Annotated in this window: 24 protein-coding genes; all 24 read left to right on the forward strand. The window is 44.1% G+C overall.

Annotated features, from left to right (window positions below):
- The first annotated feature begins 38 nt into the window (after positions 1-38).
- The 24 genes from rpsO (at position 39) to pgsA (ending at position 25,087) form a co-directional block, all read left to right on the forward strand.
- A complete protein-coding gene (gene rpsO, locus UQ64_RS09125; RefSeq protein WP_036656390.1) occupies positions 39-308 on the forward strand; it encodes a 30S ribosomal protein S15 in 270 nt (89 codons plus the stop codon).
- Between the two features lie 392 nt (positions 309-700).
- Complete coding sequence (pnp, locus tag UQ64_RS09130; RefSeq protein ID WP_060623094.1) at positions 701-2,803, forward strand: polyribonucleotide nucleotidyltransferase; 2,103 nt, start codon at positions 701-703, stop codon at positions 2,801-2,803.
- Positions 2,804-3,048: 245 nt separating this feature from the next.
- On the forward strand, positions 3,049-4,032 hold the full coding sequence (locus UQ64_RS09135; RefSeq protein WP_060623095.1) for a polysaccharide deacetylase family protein: 984 nt from the start codon (positions 3,049-3,051) through the stop codon (positions 4,030-4,032).
- A gap of 76 nt (positions 4,033-4,108) precedes the next feature.
- On the forward strand, positions 4,109-5,377 hold the full coding sequence (locus UQ64_RS09140; protein ID WP_060623096.1) for a M16 family metallopeptidase: 1,269 nt from the start codon (positions 4,109-4,111) through the stop codon (positions 5,375-5,377).
- Complete coding sequence (gene dut, locus UQ64_RS09145) at positions 5,352-5,798, forward strand: dUTP diphosphatase (protein WP_209445737.1); 447 nt, start codon at positions 5,352-5,354, stop codon at positions 5,796-5,798. The genes UQ64_RS09140 and dut overlap by 26 nt, the downstream gene beginning before the upstream one ends.
- A gap of 194 nt (positions 5,799-5,992) precedes the next feature.
- Positions 5,993-6,889, forward strand: a complete 897-nt coding sequence (gene dpsA / locus UQ64_RS09150) for a dipicolinate synthase subunit DpsA (protein ID WP_060623098.1) — start codon at positions 5,993-5,995, stop codon at positions 6,887-6,889.
- Position 6,890: 1 nt separating this feature from the next.
- Entirely contained in the window at positions 6,891-7,487 is a 597-nt protein-coding gene (locus UQ64_RS09155; RefSeq protein ID WP_042189406.1) for a dipicolinate synthase subunit B, read from the forward strand.
- A gap of 54 nt (positions 7,488-7,541) precedes the next feature.
- Entirely contained in the window at positions 7,542-7,706 is a 165-nt protein-coding gene (locus UQ64_RS30740) for a hypothetical protein (protein ID WP_156417495.1), read from the forward strand.
- Between the two features lie 126 nt (positions 7,707-7,832).
- On the forward strand, positions 7,833-9,056 hold the full coding sequence (gene dapG, locus UQ64_RS09160) for an aspartate kinase (protein WP_042189405.1): 1,224 nt from the start codon (positions 7,833-7,835) through the stop codon (positions 9,054-9,056).
- A gap of 16 nt (positions 9,057-9,072) precedes the next feature.
- The gene (gene dapA, locus UQ64_RS09165) at positions 9,073-9,948 is read left to right on the forward strand and encodes a 4-hydroxy-tetrahydrodipicolinate synthase (RefSeq protein ID WP_060623099.1); all 876 of its coding nucleotides are present in this window, start codon (positions 9,073-9,075) and stop codon (positions 9,946-9,948) included.
- Between the two features lie 511 nt (positions 9,949-10,459).
- The gene (locus UQ64_RS09170; RefSeq protein ID WP_060623100.1) at positions 10,460-12,139 is read left to right on the forward strand and encodes a ribonuclease J; all 1,680 of its coding nucleotides are present in this window, start codon (positions 10,460-10,462) and stop codon (positions 12,137-12,139) included.
- A 223-nt stretch (positions 12,140-12,362) separates the two neighbouring features.
- On the forward strand, positions 12,363-13,133 hold the full coding sequence (locus tag UQ64_RS09175; RefSeq protein ID WP_082651051.1) for a ClpP family protease: 771 nt from the start codon (positions 12,363-12,365) through the stop codon (positions 13,131-13,133).
- Positions 13,130-13,342, forward strand: a complete 213-nt coding sequence (locus tag UQ64_RS09180; protein ID WP_060623103.1) for a YlzJ-like family protein — start codon at positions 13,130-13,132, stop codon at positions 13,340-13,342. Before UQ64_RS09175 ends, UQ64_RS09180 begins: the two co-directional genes overlap by 4 nt.
- Before the next feature lie 78 nt (positions 13,343-13,420).
- A complete protein-coding gene (locus UQ64_RS09185) occupies positions 13,421-16,078 on the forward strand; it encodes an FtsK/SpoIIIE family DNA translocase (RefSeq protein WP_060623105.1) in 2,658 nt (885 codons plus the stop codon).
- 651 nt (positions 16,079-16,729) lie between these two features.
- The gene (sleB, locus tag UQ64_RS09190) at positions 16,730-17,596 is read left to right on the forward strand and encodes a spore cortex-lytic enzyme (RefSeq protein WP_060623282.1); all 867 of its coding nucleotides are present in this window, start codon (positions 16,730-16,732) and stop codon (positions 17,594-17,596) included.
- A 137-nt stretch (positions 17,597-17,733) separates the two neighbouring features.
- Positions 17,734-19,011 carry an EF-P 5-aminopentanol modification-associated protein YfmF gene (yfmF, locus tag UQ64_RS09195; RefSeq protein ID WP_060623107.1) on the forward strand — a complete coding sequence of 426 codons (1,278 nt, stop codon included), beginning with the start codon at positions 17,734-17,736 and terminating at the stop codon, positions 19,009-19,011.
- Positions 19,012-19,013: 2 nt separating this feature from the next.
- Positions 19,014-20,294 (forward strand): EF-P 5-aminopentanol modification-associated protein YfmH, encoded by a 1,281-nt coding sequence (gene yfmH, locus UQ64_RS09200; protein WP_060623109.1) that lies wholly within the window; start codon positions 19,014-19,016, stop codon positions 20,292-20,294.
- A gap of 39 nt (positions 20,295-20,333) precedes the next feature.
- Positions 20,334-21,062: an elongation factor P 5-aminopentanone reductase gene (gene ymfI, locus UQ64_RS09205; protein ID WP_060623283.1), complete on the forward strand. Its 729-nt coding sequence runs from the start codon at positions 20,334-20,336 to the stop codon at positions 21,060-21,062.
- A gap of 136 nt (positions 21,063-21,198) precedes the next feature.
- On the forward strand, positions 21,199-21,462 hold the full coding sequence (locus tag UQ64_RS09210; RefSeq protein WP_060623111.1) for a DUF3243 domain-containing protein: 264 nt from the start codon (positions 21,199-21,201) through the stop codon (positions 21,460-21,462).
- Between the two features lie 177 nt (positions 21,463-21,639).
- Positions 21,640-22,407, forward strand: a complete 768-nt coding sequence (locus UQ64_RS09215) for a DUF3388 domain-containing protein (protein ID WP_060623113.1) — start codon at positions 21,640-21,642, stop codon at positions 22,405-22,407.
- Positions 22,408-22,449: 42 nt separating this feature from the next.
- Positions 22,450-23,412 carry a helix-turn-helix domain-containing protein gene (locus UQ64_RS09220; RefSeq protein ID WP_060623115.1) on the forward strand — a complete coding sequence of 321 codons (963 nt, stop codon included), beginning with the start codon at positions 22,450-22,452 and terminating at the stop codon, positions 23,410-23,412.
- An 81-nt stretch (positions 23,413-23,493) separates the two neighbouring features.
- Positions 23,494-23,655 carry a hypothetical protein gene (locus UQ64_RS31230; protein WP_167348465.1) on the forward strand — a complete coding sequence of 54 codons (162 nt, stop codon included), beginning with the start codon at positions 23,494-23,496 and terminating at the stop codon, positions 23,653-23,655.
- Positions 23,656-23,854: 199 nt separating this feature from the next.
- Positions 23,855-24,346 (forward strand): YajQ family cyclic di-GMP-binding protein, encoded by a 492-nt coding sequence (locus tag UQ64_RS09225; RefSeq protein ID WP_042128814.1) that lies wholly within the window; start codon positions 23,855-23,857, stop codon positions 24,344-24,346.
- A gap of 153 nt (positions 24,347-24,499) precedes the next feature.
- A complete protein-coding gene (pgsA, locus tag UQ64_RS09230) occupies positions 24,500-25,087 on the forward strand; it encodes a CDP-diacylglycerol--glycerol-3-phosphate 3-phosphatidyltransferase (protein WP_042128813.1) in 588 nt (195 codons plus the stop codon).
- The last annotated feature ends 24 nt before the right edge of the window (positions 25,088-25,111 follow it).

Here is a 25,111-nt window from a genome sequence, read left to right on the forward strand (position 1 = left end):
CGAGGCTAGTGGCGATTATATTGAAGGAGGTGAACAGGATGGCATTAACTCAAGAACGTAAACATCAATTGATCGACGAGCACAAAACTCACGAATCCGATACTGGATCCCCTGAGGTGCAAGTTGCTATCCTAACGGAGAACATCGTTAATTTGACTGACCACTTGCGTACGCACAAGAAAGATCATCACTCCCGTCGTGGATTGTTGAAAATGGTTGGACAACGTCGTAAACTTCTGGCGTATTTGAAAAACAAAGACATCAGACGTTACAGCGCCCTGATCGAAAGACTGGGATTGCGTCGTTAATTTTCCATAAGATAACCCTTAAAGCAGCCTGGTTGTATACCGTATGTCCTTCTCGGAGCGACAGCGGGACAGCTGGGTTGCTTTTTGAAAATTTGGGGAAAACTTTATAGCAAGACTGATGAGATTATTCGTAAAAACGGCCACTTTACAACATCTGTAAGACTTAGCCGTTTCTTCTTATATGCATACAGAACAGGCTACATACCTTAAATTATAAGAAAGTATAAGTTTCATGCTATACTTTATCCTTATAATTCTCGCATAAACGCTACCGTCCTTATAAGGACGCCGAAGGCGTTTTTAGCTTAGGGACAAGCCTTTCCGATTCATTAGATCGATATGTGAACCTGCTGTATTTGACTGCGGGTCTACTACTATTCAAGGAGGTATTTATGGAAAAACGTGTAGAAATGCAGCTAGGCGGAAGACGCCTTGTGCTGGAAACGGGCCGCCTAGCTAAACAAGCAAACGCAGCCGTTATGGTGCGTTATGGGGATACTTCGGTATTATGTACCGTTACGGCTTCGAAAGAGCCTAAGGATCTGGATTTTTTCCCGCTTACAGTTAACTATGAGGAAAGATTATATGCGGTAGGTAAAATTCCTGGCGGATTTATTAAACGGGAAGGTAGACCGAGTGAGAAAGCGATTCTGTCAAGCCGTTTGACAGACCGTCCAATCAGACCACTGTTCCCCGAAGGATTTCGTAACGATGTTCAGGTATTGAACTTGGTAATGAGTGTGGATCAGGACTGCGCACCAGATATTGCTGCTATGATCGGTACTTCAGCTGCACTTAGTATTTCCGATGTGCCTTTTGATGGACCAATCGGCGGCGTTGCTGTAGGTCGGATTAATGGAGAGTTTGTGATTAATCCAGATATGTCTCAGCAAGCAATCAGTGATGTTTATGTAGTGGTTGCTGGAACGAAGGACGCAATCATGATGGTTGAAGCAGAAGCAAACGAAGTAACGGAAGATGTGATGCTCGAAGCGATTATGTTCGGTCATGATGAAATCCGCAAGATCGTTGCAACCATTGAAGAACTGGTCAAAGTGGCTGGTAAAGAAAAAATGGCTGTGAAGCTGCATGCAGTGAATGCTGATGTGAATGCTGAGGTCCGTGCATTTGCTGAGGCTCGTCTGGTGGATGCCGTTAAAATTGTTGAAAAACATGCGCGTCAGGAAGCGATTGATGTCGTTAATGATGAAGCGGTTGCGTACTTCGTAGAGAAGTACATAGAAGCACCGGAGCTTCTCAAAGATGTTAAAGAAGTCCTACATGATATCGTGAAGGATGAAGTAAGACGTTTAATCACGCATGATAAGGTTCGTCCAGATGGACGTAAACTTGATGAAATCCGTCCGATTGAATGTGATACAAGCCTGTTGCCGCGTACGCACGGTTCCGGTCTGTTTACACGTGGACAAACACAAATCCTTAGCGTTTGTACTCTTGGAGCACTAGGTGATGTGCAAATTCTCGACGGAATCGATCCTACTGAAACGAAACGTTTCATGCACCATTACAACTTCCCGCCGTTCAGCGTAGGGGAAGCTCGTCCGCTTAGAGCACCAGGACGCCGTGAAATTGGTCACGGAGCACTTGGAGAACGTGCATTATCCAAGGTTATTCCTAGTGAAACTGAATTCCCGTACACGATTCGTCTAGTATCAGAAGCCATTGAATCTAACGGTTCTACTTCCCAGGCAAGTATCTGTGCCAGCATTCTGGCTATGATGGACGCTGGTGTGCCAATCAAAGCACCGGTAGCTGGAGTAGCAATGGGTCTGATCAAAGACGGAGAGCATGTCTCCATCCTGACAGATATTCAAGGTATGGAAGATCATCTCGGAGATATGGACTTCAAGGTAGCTGGTACAGCAGAAGGTGTTACAGCTATTCAAATGGACATTAAGATTGCCGGTATCGACCGCAACATTCTTCAGGATGCACTTCAGCAGGCTAAAGAAGGCCGTCTGTTCATCTTGAACAAAATGAATGAAGCGATCTCTGCGCCAAGACCTAATCTGTCCAAATATGCTCCAAAAATCATTATTATCAACATCAATCCGGACAAAATCCGTGATGTTATCGGTGCTGGTGGTAAGATTATCAATAAAATTATTGAAGAAACCGGCGTAAAAATCGACATCGAACAAGATGGCCGTGTCTTTATCGGTTCTTCAGATGAAGAAATGATCCAAAAGGCTCGTTCGATTATCGAAGGTCTTGTGCGTGAAGTACAAGTCGGAGAAATCTATGTGGGTACAGTTAGACGTATTGAGAAATTTGGTGCATTTGTTGAACTTATTCCGGGTAAAGACGGATTGGTACACATTTCCCAATTGTCCACTGAGCGTGTAGCTAAGGTAGAAGATGTTGTTGCTATTGGTGACACCATTACCGTTAAAGTTACCGAGATCGATCCACAAGGCCGGGTTAACCTGTCTCGTAAAGCGGTGTTGACTTCGGAAACTGGCGCTAAAGCGTAAGTTTGATCTAAGTAATACCTTTACTAAAGGGTTCGAATATCATTATTAAAAGAGACAGAAGCGATTTGCGTTCTGGCTCTTTTTTTATATGAACGAAGTTGGAAGCCTGTAACAAGCATTTCTACTATTAGTCTTGTATCTGTTCATGACATAATTTCCTCCCTTGTCTCATAGATTGGGACAAAGTGTCTTTGTAATCGTGTGGAACGAACCTGAAATTCGTTTCTACCGGGGAGGAAGTCGTCATGAAGACGGAAAAGGTGGCATTTGTGGTTGCTTGTGTAGCAATCGTGATAGGGATTGGTAGCACACAGGGGCCGGTCAAGGATATGCTTGCGCAATTGAAGCCGCAGGATGATCTTGCGGTGTGGATGGACATCCCTAAGGCAGTGAACAATGATCTTCGTCTGCGGATTGAGACCGCCGCTGCCAAGCTTAATGCACCTCCAGTGGATGCAGTGGTTGACCGGGTGTGGAAAGCCATTCCGGGCTATAACGGTCTTGAGGTTGATGTAGAGAGTACCTATCGGAATGCTCTTTTGGCGCCAAAAGAACCCATTAAGTTTGTGTTCCGGCAGATTGAGCCAAAAGTATCGCTTAATGAACTGGGAGCAGAGCCCATATATCGTGGAAATCCGGCGAAACCGATGGCATCACTAATGATTAATGTGGCTTGGGGGAATCAGTACATTGTTCCAATGCTGGATGTTTTGGATGAAGAGAACGTAAAAGTTACTTTTTTTCTAGATGGAAGTTGGTTGAGTAAGAATCCGGAGCTTGCTACAGAAATGCTAAAGCGTGGTCATGAGATGGAGAATCACGCCTATACCCACCCCAATATGAGTTCATTAAGTCGAGCACGGGCTACCGTAGAAATTGAGAAAACGCAAAAGCTGTTAAAGGAATCACTTGGAGTCACTAATAAATGGTTCGCGCCTCCATCTGGTGATTTCGATCAAGAGACAGTAGAAATCGCTAGCAGCTTGGGCTTAAAGACCGTATTGTGGACTGTAGATACGGTGGATTGGCGCAATCCTTCTCCTGAATCTATAGTTGCCAAAATCACAAGTAAAGCTGAACCCGGAACACTTGTTTTAATGCATCCTACTGCCTCATCCTCCAAGGCGCTAAAGGCTATGATACGCGGGATTAAGGCAAAAGGGTTACAGCTAGGTACTGTTAGCCAAACGCTGTCAGCGGAGCGTCTAATCCCCTCTGATGTTGAGTGAGTGATCTATTTCTGGTAGGATTATAGGCACATGTATTAATTTAGATAGAACATGGCTATTGCCAGGAGGACTCGAAGTGGAAAAAATAGTATTATCCAATGGATTACGAGTAGTGATGGAGAAAATTCCGACAGGCCGGTCGGTTTCTTTCGGAATCTGGGTAAAGACAGGTTCGCGCAATGAAAACCCTGAAAACAACGGGATATCACATTTTGTAGAGCATATGCTTTTTAAAGGCACAGACCGATATAGTGCTAAGGATATAGCCGAGCAGTTCGATGCTATTGGCGGCAATGTAAATGCGTTTACCTCTAAGGAATATACTTGCTATTATGCAAAAGTTCTGGACGAGCATCTGCCTATCGCAGTTGACGTGTTAGCGGATATGTTCTTCCGTTCACGTATGGATGCTGAAGAGCTGGAGAAAGAAAAGAACGTCATTCTTGAGGAAATTTCTATGTGCGAGGACACACCAGATGATCTTGTGCATGATTTGATGTGTGCTGCTGCTTATAAGGATCATCCGCTTGCGTATTCTATCCTTGGCTTAAAGGAACGGCTAATGGAGATGAAGCCAGATGATCTTCGAGCCTACATGAAGGAGCAGTATACGATTGAGAATACGGTAATTAGTGTAGCCGGCAACATCAGCGATGGACTGATCGAGCTGCTGGAGCAGCATTTTGGTTCTTTTGCTAATCATGGTACATCTGCGCCGCTGACTCCACCGGATTATTATGGGGAATTGTTGTTCCACCGCAAGAAAACAGAACAGAATCATATCTGTCTTTCCTTACCAGGGGTCCGTTCTGGCGATCCTTTGCAATATGCTATGGTGCTTATTAATAACGCCATTGGTGGTGGTATGAGCTCACGGATGTTCCAAGAGATTCGTGAAAAACGTGGCCTAGCCTATTCTGTATACTCATACCACAGTTCTCAAGCGGATTCTGGTTTGTTCACGGTCTATGCTGGAACAGCACCAAAGCAAACTAAGGATGTAATGGAGCTAATTAAAGAAATGATGTACGAATTAGCAACTAAAGGCCTCAGTGAAGATGAATTGAGAAAAGGCAAGGAGCAGCTTAAAGGCAGCCTTATTCTTAGCTTGGAAAGTACTAGTAGCCGGATGAATCGGATTGGAAAAAATGAACTTATGCTCGGAAAACATAATACATTAGACGATATGATCGCCAAGATTCAGTTAGTAACGATGGACAATATCAAAAGTGTGCTTGATAATATGTTTGCTGAGCCGCTTTCTTTAGCGATGGTAGGTTCAACAGATAAAGCTATTGCAAATGTTAGGAGAGATGATCTTGTCTTATTACGTACAAATCAATAAACTAGCTGGAAACGAGGATGTTAATCTTCCTTGCAAAATGTCAGAACAGGCTTCCGGGTATGATCTTTATGCCGCAGTTGAAAGCGAAGTCGTGCTTGCACCTGGAGAACGTGCATTAATTCCAACAGGCATATCACTAGCTATGCCAGAAGGATTAGAAGCTCAGATTCGTCCAAGAAGTGGACTTGCCTTAAAGCATGGAATTACGTGTTTGAACACACCAGGAACGATTGATGCTGATTATCGTGGAGAGATCAAAGTGTTGTTGATCAATCTAGGGCAGGAACCATTTGCTATTGCTCGTAATGAGCGAATTGCCCAAATGGTATTTCAAGCAGTACCAGTGGTCACTTTGGTTGAAGTAGATACTTTATCCGAAACTGAACGCGGTGCTGGAGGCTTCGGTCACACTGGAAAATAATACAAATCATTAAGAAGCTTGCGAATTTATGCCTAATCGGCATGATTTGCGAGCTTTTTTTGTTCAAATATGACAATTTATAAGTTTCACCTTTAAGTCTGCATGGTAATTCTTCTCCGCTTTTCACCCATTAAGAATGCCCAGCATAAGATGCTCTATAGTCGATAGTGTATGTTGAAAGGAGCGTCATCCCTATGCTTACTGGCGTCAGGATCGTGTTCCTGGGCGGGGACGCGAGACAGCTTGAAGTGATTCGGAAATGTGTGGAATTGGATGCGACGGTAAGCGCTGCCGGGTTCGATAAGTGGGAAGCCCCTTGCCCAGGGGTGAGCCTGGAACAGATGACGGTAGAGCTGCTTAGTAATGCAGATGTATTAGTGTTGCCAACGGTTGGTTGTGATGATGAAGGGAATATCAGTGCTCTATTTTCTTCTGAACGCTTAACGCTCTTGGAGGAACATTTTGCTGCACTGCCACCCCATTGTTTGGTGTATAGCGGTATGGCCAAAAGCTACTTACGCGGCATGTGCGCCAAGCATTCGTTAAAGTTAATTGAATTGCTTAATCGTGACGATGTAGCCATCTACAACTCCATCCCGACAGCGGAGGGGGCGCTTGTAATGGCCATTCAGAACACGGATTTTACGATTCATAGCTCGAAATCAATGGTGCTTGGTTTAGGTAGAACTGGATTTACAATGGCTCGAAGTCTACAGGGACTGGGTGCTAATGTAAAAGTTGGTGTCAGAAAACAAGAACATTATGCACGGGCTGAGGAAATGGGCTGGAAGCCTTTTATGACCAGTGAGCTGCTGGTTCACGTACCGGAAGTCGATCTGATATTTAATACGATTCCAAGTATGGTCATCACCGCACAAATACTCTCAAGAATCTCACCGAATTGCTTAATTGTCGACCTGGCTTCCGCTCCAGGTGGATGTGACTTTCGTTATGCTGAGAAAAGAGGAATTAAAGCGATGCTGGCACCTGGACTCCCTGGCATTGTGGCTCCTAAAAGCGCTGGGATTATTATGGCAAATGCGCTGGTTCAGTCGATATCGGACGAGGCTTTAATCAAGGGGGACGAATAAAATGGATTGGCACGGAAAAACAGTAGGGTATGCGATTACCGGATCTCACTGCACATTTGCGGAGGTAATGCCGCAAATCCAACGCTTCGTAGATGGAGGAGCAAACGTAGTACCCATAGTATCAGCATCCGTACTAGGCACCGACACCCGCTTTGGAACATCGCAAAATTGGCTAAAACAGTTGAAAGATATAACAGGTAATGATATCATTTCTACAATTGTTGAAGCGGAACCGCTGGGTCCCTCCAAGCTGCTGGATGTGCTTACGATAGCACCTTGTACTGGAAATACAACGAGTAAATTGGCAAATGCCATGACCGATAGTCCAGTGCTCATGGCTGCAAAATCGCAGATGCGCAATGGACGTCCACTTGTTCTTGCGATATCTACCAATGATGGGTTAGGTCTTAATGCAGCAAATATTGCAAAGCTTCTAGTGGCCAAACATATCTATTTTGTGCCATTCGGACAGGATAACCCTGAGGGCAAACCAAATTCGTTAGTAGCGCGTATGGATCTTATCCCAGAAGCTTGCTATGCCGCTTTGCAAGGTAAACAACTACAGCCGATGATTATTGAAAAGTTTCATTCCGTCTAGAATAGGGCGTATCGGTGGAGCTAGTTGCAGATAATAAAAGGGGAGATGCACTAAATGAGCAATGAGAAGTTAAATGCCGCCGTGGTCGGAGTTACTTCTTATGCGGTCGTTAACGCTCAAAGCCAAGATTTGCTATACCCATTGCTGAGATCGTTGCTACCCAAAAATAAGCACTACTGCTACCGTCCTCATTTCGAGGGCGGTACAACCATTTTTTAAAAATAAAAGAAAATTACTTAAGAAATAAGCTTACGTACTGTAAAGGAATATCTCATTTAGAAATAAAATGAGTTCTGTTTACGAACGATTAGTGTGTTTGCTTTGACAATAATGGAGGAATTATACATGGGTATTCTGGTACAAAAATTCGGAGGAACATCACTTTCAACACCGCAAGCTAGAGAGCACGTCATTCGTAATGTCAAACGGGAGCTCGCTAGCGGCTACAGTCTGGTCATTGTTGTTTCGGCTATGGGTCGACGCGGAGAACCTTATGCAACAGATACTCTGCTGGATTGGGCCGTGCAGAATGGAGATTCACTCCCAGAGCGTGAGAAGGATCTCTTGATGTGCTGTGGTGAGATTATCTCTGCTACAACACTTTGTGGCCTGCTGGAGAATGAAGGGATTGCTTCTACGGTATTAACGGGAGCTCAGGCTGGTTTTATGACAGATAGCAACTATGGCAATGCAAGAATTCTAGATGTACGTCCTGAACGTATTCTCCGCGAACTGCGTGAAGATAAAGTAGTTATAGTGACAGGGTTCCAAGGACAGACTGAAGCTGGTGATTTGACGACTTTGGGCCGGGGTGGAAGTGACACCTCTGCAACTGCACTGGGCGCTGCCCTTCATGCAGATATGGTTGATATCTATACAGATGTTAATGGTATTCTTACAGCAGATCCACGGATCGTTGAAGATGCAAAACCGCTAACGTATGTTAGTTATACAGAAATTTGTAATATGGCTCATCAAGGAGCAAAGGTAATCCATCCACGTGCGGTTGAGATTGCGATGCAGGCACAAATTCCAGTGCGTGTTCGTTCAACATTTTCTGAGAATGAGGGTACGCTGGTTACGAATCCTGAAGGATTCAACGATATCCAGTCTGGTGGAATTGTAGATCGTTTCGTGACAGGGATTGCTTATGTCAGCAACGTCACACAGATTTCTGTGGAGTGTCCAGACGGAAATGGTACGGGCGTTCAACTGCAAATTTTCAAAAGTATGGCCGACAACGGAATAAGCGTTGATTTTATTAATGTAACACCTACCGAAGCTCTTTATACTGTGTTCGATGACAAATCAGAAAAGGCCATCTCTGTTCTCCAGCAATTGGGCTTGCGTCCTAAGAGTTTATCAGGTTGCGCAAAAGTTTCCGTTATCGGGGGCGGAATTAACGGTGTGCCTGGTATTATGGCTCGTATCGTTGAGGCACTTAGCTCACAAAATATTCAGATTCTCCAATCCGCAGATTCGAACACAACGATTTGGGTGCTGGTGAAGAAAGAGGATATGGTGCAGTCCCTGCGTTCGCTGCATGCTATGTTTGAATTGCACCGCTGACAAGGAGGAATTCAACGTGGATTTCGGAAGATTAATAACAGCCATGGTAACCCCCTTTGACGGGGATGGAGAAATCAACTGGGATGTAACTTCACAGCTTGTCGATTATTTAATTGAGGAACAGAAATCAGAGGCATTGGTTGTCTGTGGCACGACTGGGGAATCTCCAACGTTAAGTGATGAGGAGAAACTGCAGCTGTTTTCTTTTGTACTAGAGAAGGCGAATGGTCGCTGTAAAATTATCGCTGGAACAGGAAGTAATAACACGAAACACTCTATTCACCTCACGAAGGAAGCGGAGAAAATAGGTGTGGATGGCGTGTTATTGGTCGTTCCTTATTACAATAAGCCTAATCAGGAAGGGCTCTATCAGCATTTCTCCGCGATTGCTTCGGAGACTTCATTGCCAGTCATGCTGTATAATGTTCCGGGTCGCACGGGTGTAAGTATGAGCGTGGACACAACCCTTCGGCTTGCAAAAATTTCAAATATTGTTGCGACAAAAGAATGTGCATCTGTCGATCAAGTAACGCTTATCGCTTCTGCGTGTTCTGATGACTTCCGCGTATATACTGGTGACGATTCTGCGGGCTTAGCTAGTCTAGCCGTTGGAGGATACGGAATTATCAGTGTAGCTAGTCATGTGGTAGGTGCACAGATGTCAGAAATGATTTATGCATACACTTCCGGAAACGTTCAGCGAGCAGGAGAGATTCATCGGCAATTGTTCCCAATTTTCAAAGGATTGTTCGAATGTCCACAACCTTTACCGAATCCTTCAGCGGTCAAATATGCTCTAAGTCTGAGAGGTCTGCCTGTTGGAGGCGTCAGATTGCCGCTTATTTCACCTACGGAAGCTGAGGGGGTCTTTATTGAAGCACTATTTCACTAAGTGCTGATCAGTGATATTCCAGTATTTAAACCGGCTTCTCTTTCAGAGAGCCGGTTTTTATGTTTATAATATTTTGCTAAAATAATGGGTCACAATTAAGGAAAGAATTTGGATACGAGATAGGGTGACTTGTCTTTTGCCAAAAAAATCATGTATAATGATCTTAAGTGACTGGGTGCGGTTAAAATTAAATATGCGGTAATCTTCCGTCAATGTTTATACATTGTGAGACAGGATAGGTCCCAAGATGAGTCTGTATAAATGATTGACATGTCTTCGCGCGAGGGGCGCGACGGTGAATTTTGACGGCATTTGTCCGCTTCAATATGAACTTTACTGCCCGGAATCGGGAGCATTCGCATTGCGCATTTTACAGATATCAGGAATATCCTTGTTAATTAAGGAAGCTATCAGCTGTTTGAAGAATGTGTTCAGCGCCGCTGAAATAATCGAAGTTCAATATTTACCAATAAAAGTATGACGTCCAACATCATAGGAGGGTTAGATTCATTTGTCCAAAAAAAACAACAACGATAAATTGATGATTTTCGCATTGGGCGGAGTCGGAGAAATCGGGAAAAACATGTATGTCATTCAATATGGAGCTGACATTGTAGTCGTGGATTCGGGACTGAAGTTCCCGGAAGAAGATATGCTCGGTATTGATATTGTAATTCCTGATATCTCTTATTTGACAGAGAACCGTGACAAGGTAAGAGGGATTGTACTTACCCACGGACACGAGGATCACATCGGTGGTCTCCCATATGTCCTGAAGAACTTGAATGTTCCGGTTTACGGAACAAGACTTACATTAGGGCTTGTAGAAAACAAATTGAAGGAAGCAAACTTGCTGGGTGACACCAAACGAATTCTGATCAATGAAGATTCAGAAATTCAACTGGGAAGTTCGCTCAAAGTTACTTTCTTCAGAACCAACCACAGTATTCCTGATTCCGTTGGTGTGTGCATAGAAACACCGGAAGGTAACGTAGTTCATACGGGAGATTTCAAATTTGACCACACTCCAGTCAACGGTCAATTTGCAAATCTGCATCGGATGGCTGAAATTGGTCAGAAGGGCGTACTTGCTCTTTTGTCGGATAGTACGAATGCTGAGAAACCAGGATTTACTCCATCTGAGAAGAATGTCGGTATCGTTCTGGAAGACATTTTCCGCAAGGCTGAACAACGTGTCGTTGTAGCAACTTTTGCTTCCAATGTGCACCGTATTCAACAAGTGGTTAATGCAGCAGAATCCACAGGCCGTAAGATTACAGTAATTGGTCGTAGTATGGTAAACGTTGTATCCATCGCTTCAGAGCTTGGATATCTGAACGTACCAGACGGTATGCTGATCGAACCTGAAGAAATGAACAGAATGGCAGCGAACCGTGTCGTTGTTCTTTGCACAGGCAGCCAAGGCGAGCCAATGTCCGCATTGACCCGTATGGCACGTTCCAGTCATCGTAAAGTAGATATCTTGCCAGGTGATACTGTTATTATTGCAGCAACACCGGTACCAGGTAATGAGAAATATGTAGGTCGTACCATCGATGAATTGTTCCGCCTTGGCGCTAACGTAATTTATAGCGGTTCCAATTCTGGCGTTCACGTATCCGGTCACGGTAGCCAGGAAGAGCTTAAGCTTATGCTTAACCTGATGAAACCAAAATATTTCATTCCAATTCACGGTGAATACCGTATGCAACGCAAACATGCGCTTTTGGCAGAATCCGTTGGCGTTGAGCCTCAGAACATTTTCATCACTGAAATCGGTGAGATTGTGGAAATTCAAGGCGGTGCCGCTCGTAAAGCTGGTAAAGTAACGGCTGGTAACGTATTGATTGACGGTCTAGGTGTAGGTGATGTAGGTAATATCGTATTGCGTGACCGTAAGCTGCTGTCTCAAGATGGTATTCTAGTTGTCGTGGTTACACTAAGCAAACAGAATGGTGCGATTGTCTCCGGACCTGACATCATTTCTCGTGGTTTCGTTTACGTTCGTGAGTCCGAAGGACTGCTTGACGAAGCGAACCGAATTGTTTCCAGTACACTGCAACGCCTGATGAGTGAGAAAGTAAATGAGTGGGCTTCGCTTAAAACAAGCGTAAAAGATTCACTCGGTCGTTTCTTATATGAGCAAACGCGTCGTAGACCGATGATTTTGCCAATTATCATGGAAGTGTAAGGAGAATTCTCCTTAAAAAATATATAGCTTGGGCATTGGCCCCTTTTCCCCGGAAATATTGGACGGTTTCTACGGGAAAAGGGGTTTTTGTATTGTTTATATTCACATCATGAGGAGAGGTTTGCATAATGCGGGGCCCTGAAATGTCATACTAATGAAAGTCAGTAAGGCTATAGCAGACCAGAGCTGCATAAGAAAAGGGAGAGCTGCGGATATGAACTACATGAATGGATCAAATGGAGCAAAGAATGAGGAAGTTACACCACAAGAGGGAAATCCAAGTACAAATGAGAATATGCCCCCCACTACAATGGGTGCACTTAAAGAGCTTGGACAAACAGCGGTTCCTACCGGAGAACCGGATATCTTTTGCATAACGATCATCGGTCAGATTGAAGGCCATATTGTAATGCCTCCTCAGAACAAAACGACAAAATACGAACATATCATTCCCCAGCTGGTGGCAGCTGAACAGAATAAGAATATTAAAGGTCTGCTTATTATTTTAAATACTGTTGGTGGAGATGTAGAAGCTGGGCTAGCGATTGCCGAAATGATTTCGTCGCTCTCTAAACCAACGGTAACGGTAGTCATTGGAGGGGGCCACAGTATTGGCGTTCCGATCGCTGTATCCTCTACGTATTCAATTATTGCGGAAAGTGCAACAATGACGATCCATCCGATTCGTATGAATGGTTTAGTAATTGGAGTGCCACAGACGTTTGAATATATGGAAAAAATGCAGGAGCGTGTAGTTAAATTCGTTACTTCTCATTCTCGGATATCTGAAGAAAAGTTCCGTGACCTCATGTTTAAGACGGGTGAGCTCAATCGCGACATTGGAACAGCCGTTGGAGGTTTAGACGCCGTTAAATATGGTCTCATGGATGAGGTGGGCGGGATCGGAGCTGCCTTAGCGCATCTTAACCGCATGATTGGTGGAGATTTCTCTGCAGCGCCTACAGCAGCGATTTCGGGAGGGCTTACGCAATGACACTCTACACGATAATGTCGATGGATCAGGTGTGGGAGGGGGCATTTAATAATTACGCTACAACGCGAGAAGTAAGTGTTCAAGGGATGCTTATGCAGGTTGAACCGATGGAGGAAGGACGCGCGCGCATAGTAAGATTGCTGGATTGTCCCTTGGAGCGATATTTGGATCCGTCGTACTCTCCTGGAGCGATAATTACGTTAACATAAAGATTCATTTTCTGACAAAAGAGAACATAGGTACGCCACGCCATTATATGGTATAATGTTGTTCCGGGGGTGGCTGGCGTGGCTAAACGAAAAAAGAAAAAGAAAAAAGCGCTGCTCGGCAGCGTTTTAAAATATGAAATTTACGGAATTTTACTAATAACGATATCCGTTATTGCTCTGTCCGGTGAAGCGGCGGTAGGGCGATCACTTTCAAGTATGGCGGGTTATTTATTAGGGAGATTTTATTTTGTGTTGCCGCTTGTCGGTATTTTTTATGGTCTTATGGTTATGATCCATCGAAGATGGCCTTCTTCTTGGAACAGTCGGCATACAGGCGTGCTTCTGCTTCTGCTATCCATGTGCCTTATGAGCACCATTTCTGCAATGGAGCAGAAGCTTGGCCCGTTGTCCATGCTCCATCCTGGCAATGTGATGACACAAATACATAATGATCTTTCGGGATCCCTTTCGCCCGGTGTTAACCATAGTAATGTCTATATGCTGGGTAAGGATATAAGTGGTGGATATATCGGCGGATTGGAGTATGCTGCGCTGTTGTGGCTCTTTGGTAGTCTGGGAGCTAAGCTGCTCATGATCGTCATGCTTGCCATCAGCTTTATGTTAATTACAAACCTCTCCTATGTGGAGATTATTACTCTTTTGCGAGTTCGTACGGTTAAGTTTGTGGAAGGGATTCGTCTTCATGCGGCAAACCGTCCGAAGGCAGTCCCAGTAGCGGCTAGACCTTCCAAAGCAACCGCAGCTGCAAAGACTCGGCCAGTGAAGCAGCAACCTGTCTATGACGAGGATGAGGAAGAAGACGATCGATATTTGCCTAACCGCAAGCAACCTGTTCTATTGAAAAAAATAACCGGTTGGTTCTCAGGCTCCACCCGTTCAGAGGCGGAAGCAGATTCTGAGGATGATGATCAAGGTCCAATTGTAACAAGTGCTTCGCAAGGTCCGATCATTTCGGGGCTTTCAGTAGATCATCGTGTGACTCCACTTGAGGATATCCATCATGATTTTGATGATGCAGATATGGATATCGAACCTGTGACTCCAATTATTCGCGATTTCTTTGAGCATATCCGCTCAGAAGGGCTGAATGAGGAAGATCGGGAGGAATGGAGTGAATTCTCTCCTGCGGCTCGTGGCGTTACCGGCAAAGCTCCTGTTACTGGGGGGAATACAGATAGTCAACAGCCTTCAAATGAGTCTGGGGAGAATGTGACCATAGACTTGGATGGATTGCTAAGTGCTACTCCTGATGGTGAGATCATCCCTGCTCCACCGGCACCACCTCCACCAAAGCCTTATAAACTGCCATCTTTCCGTCTTCTGGCCAAACCTAACAACAGTGGCAAAGCGGGAGATCAGAATGATTATATGCAGACCGCCCGTAAGCTAGAAGCTACACTGGAGAGCTTTGGTGTAAGGGCAAAGGTTCTTGAAGTAGTTAGAGGCCCGGCAGTTACACGTTATGAGATTCAGCCGGATATTGGTGTCAAGGTTAGCCGTATTGTTAATCTGACGGATGACATTGCACTTGCTCTTGCAGCCAAAGATATTCGTATGGAAGCGCCAATTCCGGGTAAATCAGCCATTGGGATAGAGGTACCAAATTCCGAAGTGTCTATTGTTACCATGCGTGAAGTTATGGAAACACAGATCTTTCAGGAAGCTGAATCCAGATTATCTATTGCTTTTGGACGTGATATTTCGGGTCAGACGATTATCGGTAATTTAGCGAAGATGCCCCATCTATTGGTAGCTGGTGCAACAGGTTCTGGTAAATCCGTATGTATTAACGGGATAATAACGAGTATTTTATACAAAGCGAAACCTGATGAGGTCAAATTCCTCATGGTCGATCCTAAGATGGTAGAACTGAATGTTTATAACGGAATTCCCCATCTTTTAGCTCCAGTGGTTACCGATCCGAAGCGGGCAAGCTTAGCCTTGAAGAAGATCGTTGTGGAAATGGAGAAAAGGTATGAACTCTTCTCTAAATCGGGAACGCGCAACATGGAAGGCTATAATAAGCTGATGGCTGAGAACCCAGCTGCTATCCTTCCGTATATCGTTGTTATTGTGGACGAGCTTGCGGATTTGATGATGGTTGCCGCTAACGATGTTGAGGATGCCATCTGTCGTCTCGCTCAGATGGCGCGTGCAGCAGGTATTCATCTAATTATCGCTACTCAGCGTCCTTCTGTAGATGTTATTACAGGTTTGATTAAGGCTAATATTCCATCTCGTATAGCTTTCGGTGTATCGTCCAATGTAGACTCACGTACCATTCTGGATATGCCAGGTGCGGAGAAGCTGTTAGGTCGAGGGGACATGCTGTTCTTACCGATGGGGGCTTCTAAACCGATTCGTGTACAGGGTGCTTTTATGAGCGATGAGGAGGTTGAGACGATCGTTCAATATGTCAGCAGTCAAGGGGAAGCAGAATATGATGAATCCATTGTTCCAGAGGTCGATGACACAATCGCTGAAGACCAAGAGCCGCAGGATGAATTATATGAGCAGGCCGTAACGATCGTGCTTGAAGCGAAGCAGGCTTCGGTCTCGCTTCTACAGCGCCGGATGAGGGTTGGTTACACCCGTGCAGCCCGTTTGATTGACTCTATGGAGGCTCGTGGGGTAATAGGGCCTTACGAGGGCAGCAAGCCGCGTGAGGTGCTTGTGTCACTAGAGCAGTATCAGCATAACAAGATCAGTTCTTAAGCTGGACAAGTCAGTTTAAGTATTCGATAGAATGTAAAAAGGGGCCGTCCCCAAGTAGTTTGTACTACTTGGGGACGGCCCCTTACTCATGCTGAAGAAGTGTAAATGACACTTCAAATAATGGCTTTAGTTAAGTTACGAATGAGGCTCCGAGTGAAGCTTCATTAAAATAATTAGGGAATTTCTCCCTGAAAGTCTGAGATTATTGGTTCTCAGACTTATAATTAGGGAAAAGCTCCCTATAATTTATTAATTTTGGTAAGAAATAAAGGGATTGGCCTGATTTTTAGGGAGGAATTCCCTAATTCCATTCATTATCAGAGAATATCCACTATTTTCAAGGAGTTTTTCCCTAAATGTGCGAGCCTGTTACTTGGACTATTGTGAATTCATATCACTAAAATGTTGAGAAGTATGGCGTATATCTATAATTTCTATTAATGCGTGGTTCCACAGTAAAATGTGGTCCTTTAAATTCATGATTAATATCAACTCCATTGTTTTCTTGTTTCGATTATAGTTGATAATTATTCTCAATTACAATGAAAAGCTATGTCTTCTTTTTTAGTAATGCATAGGATGCACTGACAGTCGTCATAATAACTTTAGCCATCCATGCAGAACTTACAAAAGAAAGGTAGAGCGAACCCTATGAAGAAACAAAAGATGTGGATATTTGCTGCTTTAACTCTTGCGCTTGCTGCCGCGCCGTTTGCAGGAACGTTTTTCAAGGGGAATGGCATTGTTCAGACCAAGCAAAGTGCTGCTGCGTCATTTGTCCACGAGTTAAATAATCCTGACGAGGAAGTCTTGCCTGCTTTCAGTACTACAACTATAAAACTTGGATCCAAGGGTCAGGATGTCTATGAATTGCAAGGTCGTTTAAAGCATTTAGGTTATTATGCTGGAAAAATAGACAGTCAATTTGGGCCTAAAACAAAGAATGCGGTAACCTGGTTTCAATGGAAATTCGGAATGGAATCTGATGGCATTGTAGGTGCCAAAACTAAGCTGAAGCTGTATAACGCAACTAAGAACTGGAAGCCGACAGAGCCTTCCACGGGAACCGGAAATAAGACAGCACAGAATAACACTGGCAATAAAACAAATACGACCAATAAGTCGAATTCCGCAGGATTGTCCTCAGGTAATTCGTTGGGCTTGTCTGAAAATGATCTGAAGATCATGGCAAATGCCGTTTACGGTGAAGCCAGAGGTGAGCCTTTCGAAGGCCAGGTCGCAGTTGCTGCGGTCATTTTAAACCGGGTGAATTCACCTAGCTTCCCGAATACACCGTCTGGCGTTATTTTTCAACCGAGAGCATTTACAGCTGTGGCCGATGGTCAGATCTATCTGGAGCCGAATGAGCAAGCACGTAAGGCAGTAGAGCAAGCACTCAGTGGTTGGGACCCAACTGGAGGATGTTTGTATTACTTCAATCCTAAGACAGCGACCTCTAAATGGATTTGGACCCGTCCTCAGGTCAAGACGATTGGTCAGCATATTTTCTGTATGTAGAAAAGAAGGATAGAGAATTCAGAGAGCAACCGGGAAGAGGCTTCCGGTTGCTTCCTTACTTTGGAATGGTTTAGAATGGTTAATAATTCATAAACATGATTTAGAGCAACTATCCACGCTGTAAAGGAGTTTTGGACTTGACTAATAATGTATTTCAGCATGGCACCGTTGGAGGCTTGCGCATTCACGTTATGCCAACCAAGGCGTTCAAGACCTACGCGATCTCACTTTATGCGGGTATTCCTCTTGACGAGAATACAGTGACCTCTACCGCATTAGCACCATTCGTGCTTCGCAGAGGTACCGCGACTTACCCGGAGACTACGCAATTCCGCGAGCGTTTGGAGGAACTGTATGGCGCTGGTTTCGGGTTTGATATTTATAAAAGAGGCGATTATCAAATCGTTCAATTCCGCATGGATACCATTAATGACTCTTTCGTACAAAGCCAGGAGAGCTTACTTGAACAATCCTTCGCTTTCTTAGGTGAAGTACTGACTCGTCCATTAGTTGAAGACAACAGCTTCCGACCTTCGTATGTTGCAACGGAGCGTGAAACCGTTCGCAAGAAGCTGGAGTCCATCGTAAATGACAAGATACGTTACGCCGCTGAACGCTGCATTGAGGAAATGTGCCGCAACGAGCCATACCGTCTTCACCCTCTGGGGCAAAGAGCGGATCTGGATCAAATCACTCCGAAAAGTTTGTATGAATCCTATAATTCATGGCTGGATGATGCCATCCTTGATCTTTATGTAGTGGGAGACACAACAGCGGAGGAAGTAGAAAAACTTGTACAGCGTCATTTCGGCCGGATTCAGTCTGAGGTGGGCTTATATAGCTCTAAGTTCGTACCTGTATCGGTTAATGAGGTGCGGACAGTAGAAGAGAAGCTGGATGTCAGTCAGGGCAAGTTGAACCTGGGGTTACGTACCTCTATTACTTATAAGGATGATTCCTACGCGTCCGCGCTTATGTATAATGGCATATTAGGAGGGTATCCACACTCTAAACTTTTCGTTAACGTACGTGAGAAGGCAAGCCTTGCTTATTATGCTTCGTCTCGTTATGACGGGCATAAGGGCATTGGAACGATTCAATCAGGCATCGAAACGCAAAATTACGGCAAAGCCGTGGACATTATAGAGAAGCAATTGGAAGAGATGAAAGCTGGCAATATCAGTGATCTGGAACTGAGCCAGACTAAAGCCATGATCCGCAATCAGCTTTCTGAAATTCCGGATTCTGCTTTTGAAATGATCTCTTACGATTTCAACCGCCAGTTGTCAGGAAAAGACCGGACAGCGGATCAGCTATTGGGGCAGGTAGAACAAATCGGTGCAGAAGACGTAAAAGCCGCTGCCGAAACCTTTCAACTGGATACGATTTATTTTTTGACAGGAAAGGAGGAATAACGATGGAACAAATTCATTACGACAGACTTCAAGAGACGATTTATCACGAGGTCATGGATAATGGGCTTCAGGTATATGTGCTGCCGAAACCAACCTTCAAAAAGACCTATGCTACATTTGCTACTAAATACGGTTCCGTTGACAATCATTTTCATGTCGCAGGTGGAGAAGAGACCACTGCTCCTGATGGTATAGCTCACTTTTTAGAGCACAAGATGTTCGAAGAGCCAGAAGGCGATATTTTTGCTACCTTCGCTTCAAATGGTGCCTCGGCTAATGCGTTTACAAGCTTTGACCAGACGGTTTATCTATTCTCAGCAACTGAGAATATTGAGACCAACCTTAGTACACTCGTTGATTTTGTTCAGAGACCTTATTTTACAGATGAGAATGTAGAAAAGGAAAAGGGAATTATTGGACAAGAAATCAATATGTATGCTGATAATCCAGACTGGCGCGTGTATTTTGGCCTTATTGAAGCGATGTATTCGAAGCATCCGGTTCGGATTGACATTGCAGGTACGGTAGAATCGATTAGTACGATCACGAAAGAAACGCTGTACACTTGCTATAACGCTTTTTATCATCCTAGCAATATGTTGTTGTTCGTGGTTGGGGGTGTGGATCCGGAGAAAGTATTCTCCTTGATTCGCAGTAACCAAAAGGGTAAAACCTACGGCAAGCAGGGTGAAATCAAGCGTATTTTTGAAGATGAACCCGAACAAGTCGCTACAAAACGGCTAGAAAGCAAGCTTGCCGTCTCGATGCCAAAAATCATGTTTGGTTTCAAGGAAAAAGTAGAAGATCTAACGGGTGAAGCTTCTCTGAAACGCGACCTGATAACGAAGCTAATGCTCGATTTGTTAGTAGGTAGTAGCACAGCATTGTATCAAAAGCTATATGATGAGGAATTGATTTCGGACAGCTTTGGACATGAATTTAATAGTTCTCCGCAATATGCTTTTTCTGCAATGGGTGGGGATACAAAGGATCCGGATTTGCTTTTAAAACGAATTAAAGAAGAAGTTGATCTAATCTTAAAGTCTGGCTTTGCGGAGAAGGATTTCGAGCGGGCACGGAAAAAGAAAATAGGCGGATATTTGCGCATGCTGAACTCCCCTGAAAGTATTGCACATGAATTTACACGCTATCAGTTCCGCGGTGGTGACTTGTTCGAAGTTCTGCCTATCTATGAGTCGATTACTTTGGCAGAAGTTAATGAACGTCTACAGGCCCATGTAAACTGGGAACAGCTAGCCGTTTCATTGGTGGTGAGTCCTTAGGTGAGCGTTTTGGGAGAGAGCAGCAAACCACTAGGGGAAATGACAGTGCTCATTACAGGGGGAAGCGGAGGGATCGGCGGCGCCATTGCGGAACGGTTTGCTTCTGTAGGGATGAATATAGTTATTCATTATAAACACTCACATGAAGCTGCGAATGATGTCGCCCGGCGCTGTATGTCCCTTGGAGCAAAGGTAATGACAGTAAACGCTGATATGAAGGATCGTAGTCAGATCGTACGTATGGCTGAGAAGCTTGAGAGTAATGGGATGCAGCCGGATATCCTCGTCAATAATGCCGGTAAATCGCATTACGGAATGTTAGCTGATGTGACCGAAGAGGAATGGGATGATATTATGTCCATTAACTTGAAGGGAACCTTTATGTGCAGTCAGATCTTTATGCCGTATATGGTGTCTCAGCGGTATGGTCGTATTATCAACGTTTCTTCCGTTTGGGGAATTACTGGTGCTTCTTGCGAAGTAGCTTATTCGGCTAGCAAAGGTGGGGTGAATGCCTTTACAAAGGCTTTAGCTAAAGAGCTGGCTCCATCTGGTGTAACGGTTAACGCGGTAGCTCCAGGAGCGGTTAATACGAACATGTTGTCCAATTTACAGGAGGATGAAGTCCGTATGCTGGAGGATGAAATTCCAGTAGGACGTTTGGCTACTCCTAATGAAATATCTTCACTAATTTATTTTTTGGCTCTGCCTGAGTCCGGGTATATCACTGGCCAAATTATAAGTCCAAACGGTGGATGGATTACTTGATGCTTAGTTGGAGAAAAGCTCCAGCATAAGAATTCAGAGTCTGAGACATATTATAAGTGTTGTTTTTAAATCTCACGTAAGGCGGCTTACAGCCTGTATGCAGGTGTTTGACCGTAAACATGAAGGAGGATTTAAGATGACACAAGGCGATAGCGTAATCAAAAATTTTGAGACCTGGAAGAAATTTCTAGGAAAACGAGTTGTACAGGCGGAGAAACTTGGGATGAGTGAAGACACAATCTCAAAGCTTGCTTTTGAAATCGGGGAATTCCTCGACGAAAAAGTGGATCCAGCAAACACTCAAAACCGTGCGATCAAAGAGCTATGGGATGTCGGCAACGATGAAGAAAAGCAGACGATTGCTAAACTCATGGTCAAGCTGGCGAAAAATAACGCCTAAGCTTGCGGAAAAGCTCCCCTTGTGGGAGCTTTTCTGCAATTATTACAGGACTGACCTTGCCTTTCATTTTTATTTTATATATCATTAACATGACCCGTGTTTCAGACCGCTTTGTCTGAACGGCATTTTTTTGATGTATATCAAAGTGCAGGGAAAAGGAATCTATGAGGTGTACAAGTGGAATATAAACAATGGTATATGGAATACAAGATTCACAAGAACAGACCTGGTCTGCTTGGTGATATCGCTTCTATGTTAGGGATGCTAGAAGTCAACATTCTGACGATTAATGGCGTTGAAGGAAAGACACGCGGAATGTTGCTGGAGACTAATGACGATGACAAAATAATGCTGATGGGCGAAATGCTCAAGAAAGTTGATAATATTACAGTTTCAGCTCTTCGGTCTCCAAGACTCGTAGACAAGCTGGCTGTGCGCCATGGGCGATATATTGAACGGGATTCAGATGATCGGAAGACTTTTCGTTTTACTCGGGATGAGCTCGGTCTATTGGTCGATTTTCTCGGGGAATTGTTTAAAAAAGATGGGAATCAGGTAATAGGACTTCGAGGTATGCCCCGTGTAGGAAAGACTGAATCGATCATTGCTGGCAGTGTGTGCGCGATGAAGCGGTGGACATTTGTCTCTTCGACACTTTTACGTCAGACGGTGCGAAGTCAATTGGCAGAAGATGAGTTGAACCCACATAATGTATTTATTATTGATGGTATTGTCAGTACGATCCGCTCTAATGAGAAGCATTATAATTTATTGCAAAATGTTATGAGCATGCCAAGTACGAAAGTGATTGAGCATCCAGATATTTTCGTGCGGGAATCCGAGTACACTTTTGATGATTTTGATATTATTATCGAGCTTCGCAATAATCCAAATGAAGAAATATTGTACGAGTCGTTCACGACGAGCTACAGTGATGATCTATAAAACACCAATGATGATTCATTGAAACTTACAGGAGGTGATGGTATGTCGGAACTGGGCCGGCAATTGAAAGAGGCGCGTCTGCAAAAAGGGATGAGCCTTGACGATGTCCAGGAAGTAACGAAAATTCGCAAAAAGTATTTGGAAGCCATCGAGTCTGGAGACTATAAGGTGCTACCAGGAAGCTTTTATGTTAGGGCGTTTATCAAAACGTATGCAGAGGCAGTAGGCATGAGTCCTGACGAACTGCTTGAGGAGCATGGAAATGTACCTGCCCCTCCGGAAGACACGGCCATGGAAACGGTGATTCAAAAACGCAGCCGTAGACCAGAAACAGAACGGAATGCAAAATGGCTGCCAACAGTGCTAATGTGGACATTCCCAATATTAATTATTGTTGTGATTTACATTTATGCTTCTAGTTTGAATAAACCGGATCCTGACCAGATTGATCAGACGAATCTGACGAACGAACAGCAGGATCCTACGACAGCTCAAACCTCTCCACCGGCTTCAGGAGGAGGTGTTGTGGCGCCAACTTCTTCGGCAGGAACGGAAGCAACAACTGAGCCTACTGCAGAGCCTACGCCAGTACCAACACCTACGCCTTCCCTGAAATCCATTACAGTTACACCGGATGGGAAATCAGGAAAAACAACAAAATTCAAGGTTTCAGCTCCGGCTGGAAGTGAAGTGAAGGTTGAGATTTCTGCAACTGGGGTTAGCTGGCTTGAGGTGTATAAAGGTGAGAACTCTAAAGGAGAGAAACTCTCATTTGGTAATACAGCGGCAGGAGATCGTATGAGCTTTGTGCTTGGAAGTGAAGGAATATATATTAAATCTGGTTATTCACCAGCTACTGAGATTACTGTCAATGGACAAGTCATTACTGATGAAAAGACCTCATCTCGTCTGCTACTTAATCTGGATGATGGTACTGGAAGTGAAACGACCCAGAATGAAGGAACCACAGATACTACTGGTCAGACTAACGAATCAGGTCAATAAGAAACTTGATGCATAGACTTTTGCTTTGCGGGGAACATAAGACTGTTTCCAGTTCTTAGCCAAAGCGAGGTGTATATTCTTATGAAAGTTAGCTGGATTGTAGCTGGACTTGGGGTTATTGTCAGTCTTATCGGATATTATATGACACCAAGTGCTTGGGGTTATGGAATTCTCGGGTTCGGTATTGCACATATTGTGCTTGGAATTCTGGATATGTTTCGAAGCCCGCTCCGAAGCAGATAGTGAATTTAGAAATGTGCGTCTCTGATTTCTTCCATTGGAGACGTAATTCTACCTAGAACACAACTCATTTCGAAGGAAAAGCTCCACTATGTGGGGCTGTTTTCTGTGTCGGGTGAGGTACATATTGTCCAATATTAGACTTAAGGGTATCATTCTTTTATAATAGTAGCAGACTAAAAAGTACAAAGGACGTGTAGTTATGAGTTCAGAAAGTTCATTTGATATCGTATCTAAAATGGATATGCAGGAATTAACCAATGCGATCCATCAAACAGAGAAGGAAATTGACAACCGCTTTGACTTTAAGAACAGTAAGAGCAGTCTGAAGCTGGAGAAAGACGCACTTATTATCGCCTCTGAGGACGAATATAAGTTAAACGCTGTTATTGATATTTTACAATCGAAGATGGTGAAGAGAGGTATCACGCTGAAGAACTTGGATTTCGGCAAAGTAGAGCCTGCTTCCCTAGGAAGTGTTCGTCAGCGCTTAGGTCTTAAACAAGGGATCGATCAGGAGAATGCTAAAAAGATTAATATCCTGATTCGTGATTCAAAATTGAAGGTAAAGAGCCAGATTCAAGGAGATCAGATCCGCGTAACCGGTAAGAGTCGCGATGATTTGCAACAAATTATCCAGATTTTGCGTAAAGCTGATTTGCCGCTGGACCTGCAGTTCAACAACTTAAAATAGAATTTTGTACCCCGCAGTGCTTATTAGCACCATTATGCGGGGTGCTTTGTATTTTTTTTGACACCTATTTATAGCTATAATATACTTGCTTAAGTAGAAATAGATGAGCCTGACTCAGGCAATTTGTATGAACGATTTAGGGGAGGAACTTCAGTGAATTTGCCCAACCGCATCACGCTAGCACGTATTTGCCTGATCCCGATTATGATGTTTTTCTTACTGGTGGATTTCAGCTTTTATCCAGAACCGATACATTGGGGCTCTTTTCAGCTATCTGTTAATCATTTAGTAGCAGCTGTAATCTTTTTGCTTGCAGCCAGCACAGATGGAATAGACGGCTACATAGCTAGGAAATATAATATGGTCACCAATCTCGGTAAGCTCCTTGATCCGTTAGCGGACAAGCTGTTAGTTTCTGCTGTTCTGATTTCACTTGTGGAACTGGGCAGATGTGATTCTTGGATCGCAATTGTTATCATAAGTCGGGAGTTCGCAGTAACCGGACTTCGCCAGATCGCGTTGTTAGAGGGAAAAGTGGTTGCCGCCAGCAAATGGGGTAAGATAAAGACGGTTGTACAAATTGTAGCGATCTCACTGCTGTTGTTGAACAATTTCCCATTTCAATTCGTCAGCATTCCTGTAGACGATATTGCCATTTGGGCTGCGGCCTTGATCACTATTTACTCTGGAATTGATTATTTTGTGAAGAATAAGGAGCTGCTACAGCTGCATAATGCTTAAGCATTTTAAGTAGCTACATATAGG

The organism is Paenibacillus etheri (assembly GCF_001012825.1).
GTDB lineage: Bacteria > Bacillota > Bacilli > Paenibacillales > Paenibacillaceae > Paenibacillus_AQ > Paenibacillus_AQ etheri.